6 protein-coding genes are annotated in these 6,186 nt (G+C 55.9%); all 6 read right to left on the bottom strand.

What is annotated here, in order from left to right; all coding sequences use genetic code 11:
* Positions 1-753 (bottom strand): DUF6708 domain-containing protein (locus OP494_RS16995; protein WP_280542749.1); only part of this gene is annotated, 753 nt, incomplete at its 3' end.
* A gap of 115 nt (positions 754-868) precedes the next feature.
* Positions 869-2,815 (bottom strand): DUF2235 domain-containing protein, encoded by a 1,947-nt coding sequence (locus tag OP494_RS16990; protein ID WP_280542747.1) that lies wholly within the window; start codon positions 2,813-2,815, stop codon positions 869-871.
* A 160-nt stretch (positions 2,816-2,975) separates the two neighbouring features.
* Positions 2,976-3,650: a DUF3304 domain-containing protein gene (locus tag OP494_RS16985; RefSeq protein WP_280542745.1), complete on the bottom strand. Its 675-nt coding sequence runs from the start codon at positions 3,648-3,650 to the stop codon at positions 2,976-2,978.
* 34 nt (positions 3,651-3,684) lie between these two features.
* Positions 3,685-4,500 carry a DUF4123 domain-containing protein gene (locus tag OP494_RS16980; RefSeq protein ID WP_280542744.1) on the bottom strand — a complete coding sequence of 272 codons (816 nt, stop codon included), beginning with the start codon at positions 4,498-4,500 and terminating at the stop codon, positions 3,685-3,687.
* Positions 4,501-4,507: 7 nt separating this feature from the next.
* Entirely contained in the window at positions 4,508-5,134 is a 627-nt protein-coding gene (locus tag OP494_RS16975; protein ID WP_280542742.1) for a DUF2345 domain-containing protein, read from the bottom strand.
* A gap of 26 nt (positions 5,135-5,160) precedes the next feature.
* Positions 5,161-6,117: a hypothetical protein gene (locus tag OP494_RS16970; RefSeq protein ID WP_280542739.1), complete on the bottom strand. Its 957-nt coding sequence runs from the start codon at positions 6,115-6,117 to the stop codon at positions 5,161-5,163.
* Between the last annotated feature and the right edge of the window lie 69 nt (positions 6,118-6,186).

Genomic DNA, 6,186 nt, shown 5'->3' with positions numbered 1-6,186 from the left:
GCTTTCTGGCCCCTCTTCCATATAGCGGCGGATGTATTCCCACAGCGCATAGAGCTCATGATCGCTGCGCAACGGCGCCCCGAGAAAGACCACGTCGTGATGCTCGGCACCGGTACGCTGCTTGAAAAAGAACAGCATCAGGATTTCGCGCTTGCGCTGCTTGGTCACTACCTGATCGTCGGGATCGACCGAGGCCACCACATCGTCCCAGTCATAGACCTGATTGCCACCGGCGAAATTGGGCCGATTGATGGTGATCTTGCGCGTCTTGCGATTGAAACGAACCACGATATGACGCTGGACCAGACACTCCATCCGGAATATCCAGAAGAGGTACCAAAATGCAGCCACCATTACGACCCATAGCCCCCAAGTGCCTAATATTGCAATATAGTCTGTAACCTCGGCGACTCTTCCTGTATTAGGCATCGCGCCAGTCCAAAATATACTAGTTGGGCTAGCTAGCAAATACGGAAAAAAAAACAGCCCTAAAAGCAAAGGGCTTAGACCCAATAACACCCCCCCTCTCCACTCATCGAAGAAAGTCCTGACATCCATATAGGTGTCATTCATCTTGTAGATGGAGCGCGCATCGGATGGCGCGTCGCTGACCTGCCGTTCCTGCATGCCCCGATACTGCTTACCGTATTTCTCGGTCGCCTTCTCGAACTGCTTCATATCACCTTCGAATCCGGTGATATCCTTCTTGCTCGCCGTCAGGGTCCGGCGCATCAGCCACTCAACGAAATACATCAGGTCACGTCCTGTAAAGCCTGGTGAAAGGCACCGACCTCTTCGGCATAGTCATCGACTACACGCCCCGTTTGGCGATACACGGGCATTCCGCGCTTATCGAGCGAGTCGCCGTTTACACCCTCGCACCACGGGACGCTGTCCCCGTCTCGTGACGGGCGTAGCCCGACTGATGCGTGCCCGGCCGATACTCCGGCGCCAGGAGGGTCAGCAGTTGGTCATCGGCACCGGCGTATATACGGCGAAAGCGCAGGTAGCCGCCCCCCAGCAGAAAGCTTTCCCGCCCGCCCAGATCATGCATGGGGGGAATCCGGCGGGTCCGTTCGTAATACTCTGCACGCTCACGCTCCTCGTCGCTGGGGGTGATGCCGCGTCGGCTCTCGATATCTCCGTTATCGATTACGTGCTTTTTGGCAACCAATATTCTCAGGTAGGTAATGACCTCATCCCGGCTCTCCCATTCGGTCAAAAACCCCGCAATCGCGTCATGGACGTACTCATCCATCAGCGTGGCGATGGCCTGAGGTGACGGCCCGAGCTGGTCCTTGAAGGCCGATATCCGCCGCCAGTCGTCGATGAGCGAGGGATCCAGGCCCCGCTCGTTGACCATGTCATAGTAATACCAGCCGGGGCCCATGATGAGAAAGTCGCGGATCGACACGAATGCCTGCTCCCAATCACCCTTGCTGACCCACGCCTCCCACTTCGCAAATCGTTGGAGTTCCTCGTAAAACTGGGTGTAGGCGCTGGACAGGTTGTTCTGATCATAGTGTGAGGCGCGTTGATAGCTTTCCAAGACCGACACGCCCCCCGCACGGTGATTATCCAGGCGCCACTCGATGGCACGGCGCCAATGCTCACGCATGATCTGCCCCGTCTCGCCGGAGGTCACTTCGTAGGTATCGAGATAGCGATTGAAGGCATTGATAGTCTGTGGCGTGATCTTGAAGCCATCCTGAATGTCCACCTGGGCCTGCTCCAGCTTGAGCGGCACACCGGACAGCCGCGCCTCGCGGTACATCACTGCCAACGGAATGCGGGAGAGTAAATCCCGACCGATGTTGTCCACACCCTTGCCCTGGTCGCCGGGCCGGTAACCGCCGCCGATGTCCGAGTGCACGCCGGGGAAGACGATCTCGTCGCCATTATTGACAATGGAGTGGTCGTTATAGATCGAATCCAGCGGAAAGGAGCGGCGGTTCTCATGTGCGGACACCAGATGCACGCACCGGGCGACCTCTGGCGGGATGGCCAGCGAGATCTCCGCATCCGCCCAGGCGGCATGACCATCGCTGACCGGCACCAGGTGGGCGATGCCGACTGAGGCCACCGTATCGAACAGACCCAGGAAGTCGAACGTCACGGGGAAGCCAGCCAGTGTCAGGCCGCTCTGGTTCGTCAGTTGGGCGTCCCACTGGCATAACCGGACCACCCAGTTGGCGAACACCCGCGACAGGGCGGCGCCTCGCGAAAATCCGAACGCTGACAGGTAGATGTTCCTGACGATGCCGGGATCGATATTGCGCGGCCTGCTCCCCGCCAGCGTCATGTGCGGACCAATCGCGGTGTGCAGGCGTCGCAACCAGCCCACCAGGGTTTGTGGCAATCGCGCGGCGATACGATCCCCGGGTGCAATATGAGACAATGGCTTGATGTGCAGGGCCGTCGAGGACATCCTGCCGACAGCGCTGGCCTGCTGAACCTCGGCATTGTCGATGAGGGGCTGCTTGAGGAAATAGCGGCTGAGAGCATTGATGACCTGTGCCAGCCCCCACAGAACGCGGACTTGTCCCAGTCGGCTCGTGCCGGCCCCCAGTGTCCTGTCCCAGAATCCCTCACCGGAATCCCCCACGGGATGAAAGCGTGTGCCAACACCGGCGGTATAAATGCGGAAAAAATTATCGTAATCCGAGGGATTGGTCTGCCAGTTTGTCTCGGGAGGCAATACGCCCGGTACGCTCAACCCCGGATAAGCACTGTAGAGACGCGCGACATTGGACTGGCTAAAATCCTTTCTATCCAGGCTGTCGGCGTAATTGTTGCCCGTGCCATCGAAGAACACCCCGATAAAAAGGTTGGTGTCGCAGGGGGCGGTGGTAGTCTCTATTTTTTCTCGCTGTTCATACTTATTTCTTACATCGTTTTTTCTTGCACATTAAAAAACGCCTCTCTACTAGAGGGATCATTAAACTGATCTCCTAAGAGCTCACTAAGTTTGGCACTCATTGCAGCATACCTCTTAGCTTGGCATTCTCTTTTTCTATATTTCGTATGTGTCTTTTGTAGCTTTTTAGCTGCTCTGGGGTCCCATCTTTTTCTTTTACGCCCTTTTTAAAGCTTCTTAGATCTCCATCATTTATCTCAATTCTTTGTTTTATTATTTTATTTCTATATTCTTTGGAAGGCACTGGCCATCCCCTGACCTCTCCCGGAAAATCCTTATGATCCGGTGACAGTTTGCTGACCACGACATTGGCTTTCTTGTCCGGCAGGAACTGTACCCAGAGCGTACCCTGGGCCGGTGTGTCGTATTTGGGGATCTCGACGTGGATCGTTTCGTGCAGCGTTCCCTCGGCCCTGCGCCTGGCCAAGGATTCGGAACGCTCATCCGTAGTGTCTCCCTCGAGGGGATAGCGGACCACGACATCGACACTCAATCCCTCATGCCATTCTTTGGGCACCTCATAGCAGCACATGATGCCGCCGGCGCTGTAGGGCCCGATGGGCTCGCCGCCCCCGCGGTTTTGTTCGTCGCTCGGGTCGACGACATGATACGAGCCAATGCCCTGCCCGGCGTAGTCCACGCCGGTGATGTTCAGGCTGACCGAGTCGTCGCCACAAGCCGTCAGCGATACCAGCCAGAGCAGGGCGAGCCCCCGTCGCAGAAAGTGGTACATGGTCAATTCCATTCCTTGTCTGTTCGTATGGTTATCAACTGACCGAGGCCGGCAGCCAGCCCTGTTCGAGCGCGGCGCTTCGACAGCACTCGACCTGCTCCGAATAGCTATCGACGGGGCCCGTGGCGTTGGCCAGCGTCGCGTCAACCCAGGCGTAACGCTGTGACGGTGTCGCGAAGGCGTCATGAAGCGTTGGTTCATGCTGCCGCAGGCCATCGACGAGCACATCGATTCGGTTCATGTCGAGCAGCGTTTGCGTCTGTCGCTCATCGAGGCGCACGTCGCTCATACCACCGGGCTCGGAAGTCAAAGTGGTCTCGAGTTCCAGGTCATGCCAGATGGCATCTCGTCCTATATAGCGCCACGCCGACATGTGACTCATGAGTCGTGCCCGCTGCCCTTCCGTCAACATCTCGGTGATTTGCGGCAGACGGCGAGTATCTGCCAGTCGCAATACGTATCTCGTCTCCTGCACGGTGACGAGGCGAAAAGCGGCCAAGCGTTGCCACAGTGCCTCCAATGGTTCGTCGCTCACGATCAGGCTCAACATGGGCTGGCCGGATGTTTCTTGAGCAAGAACCTCCAAGGCACTAAAGCTTTCGTTATCGACAGCGAGTAGCAACGGTGAAATCGCCAATACGCGCTCGCTGGTGTTGGGCGCGTCCTGATAGAGCGAGCGCCAGCAGTTTTCAGGCCACAACTTTCTGATCAAGACCAGCAACGTTTCGTGCCTGAAAGATGCATCCAGTAGCAAATAGACAGAAGGCCGGGGTTCTTGAGCCAGCCATGCGCCGATCATCGCTTGCGTTTCGCTGGCCCATTCGGACGCGTAGTGGTCAATCAATTGCATGGCATTCTCAAGAGACGTTCACGATGGGTGATCCACTGGACAGATTCTTGAGCAGACATTCCACGCAGATTCCGTCGGGCATGCTCGGCAAGGCGCCGGGCATTCGCGTCGGCCCCCCAAAACTCTTCGTTGCGCCGTTGACGGTGATCTTGCCGGGCGCGTGCAGCTCGATATTGCCGTCCTTGATGCGCACGTAGGCGCCGCCGCTGACGAGTAAAATCTCGTCGGCGGCGGCAAGGTCGACCTTCTCGTCGCGGGAGGTGACGTTGAGGTTTTGGCGCGCGGTGGCCTCGAGATTGTCCGACTGCGCCTGGATGTCCACCTTGCCCCGCGCGGCCAATAATTTGATGCCGGCACGGTAGACGAATAACGAAAGCTTCTCCGAGATCGAGGCGACCAGGCTCTTGCCGGTGGCGATGTTGACGTCTTCGCCGCTGGCCACGCTGAGCGATTTGCCTTGCGCCAAGTGGGTCGATTCCGGCGTGCTTGCCGTGATCCCCGCCGGGGAGGCCAGGTGCAGCCAGGGCGCTTTCATGCGCGCGGCTTCGCCCCAGCCAGCGTTGGGCTGGGCGACGCGTAGCCAGACGCTGGATGCTGGACGTCTTACAGGGCGTTGGCCCGGCGACGAGACCAATGGAACTGCGCGTAAAATGGTGAAGATTACCGCTTGGGAAAAACCTCCTCACCGCACTCATCGATCACACTCTGCGGCCACTGTGGTAGGCGACAATAGCGGCAGAAGAAGTAATGCCCCACGACCTGTACGCTGAAAGGAATCAAGAACACCGTGCGAACTATCGAGTAGATGATATGGAACTTCTTACCCTCTGAGGCCTTGGATCTGGGCTGAAACCGATGGGCCGCCTCTGAGAGGCTCGGCCGCAAATCAAGACCTCCCATGACAGGCTCTACCGAATCAGGGCCTTCTTCCATAAAACGGCGTACATATTCGAATCTGGCGGACAGATCGTCAATCATCGCTTGGCGGGCATTATCGCTATTCGAAGTCATATAGTGATAGTCATCGAACGAGAAGCTATCCCTGACACTCCCATCTTCGTTAAACAGGTAGCCTTTTAGCTCGTAATAATAGCCCTCAATGCTGCCAGCCGAATAGGCGAGACAGAATGTGCACTCATCCCAGCGACAGGTTTTTGGCTGGAAATCGACCTCGCTAACGAAGTGGACGTTCTTAGAGTCAGTATTGAAGATAGCATACTGTAGCCCTTGAGTCTTAACTTCGCTCTTGGCAGAAAAGAAAAGGGGGTAGGAAAACAAAAAACCAAGACATGCTAAAAATGTCAGAAGCACAATTTCTGCGACGCCAACCTGAACATCAGAAAACCATGGCATTATTAATGCCAGATACAAAAACACGCTTAGAAGCACAACACCACCTAACATCCCCCAAGAAAAGTATAGTCCTCTCTCACGGAACCAAGACTCTGCTAAAACGAGGCAATCTCTTTGTCTACCACACACAAAGCCTGGTTCTTTTATTCTATCTAACCCTTTATTGACATCAAGAATATTATTCTTGGAGAAATATGAAAAACGGAGCCGATGATTGCTTAAAACACCGACTGCCTCAAGTATCTTTTGCTGAGCTTTGTTCATGATCAGTTTTCCAATACCTTCTGTAGTTCTTTGTCACTTATCTTGACACTAGGCCAGCGATCTTCGCTA

Origin of the sequence: Chromohalobacter sp. 11-W (assembly GCF_029889905.1) — a bacterium.
Taxonomy (GTDB): Bacteria; Pseudomonadota; Gammaproteobacteria; order Pseudomonadales; family Halomonadaceae; genus Chromohalobacter.
The sequence above is the reverse complement of the archived record's forward strand: the minus strand, read 5'-3'. Positions and strand labels throughout refer to the sequence as shown.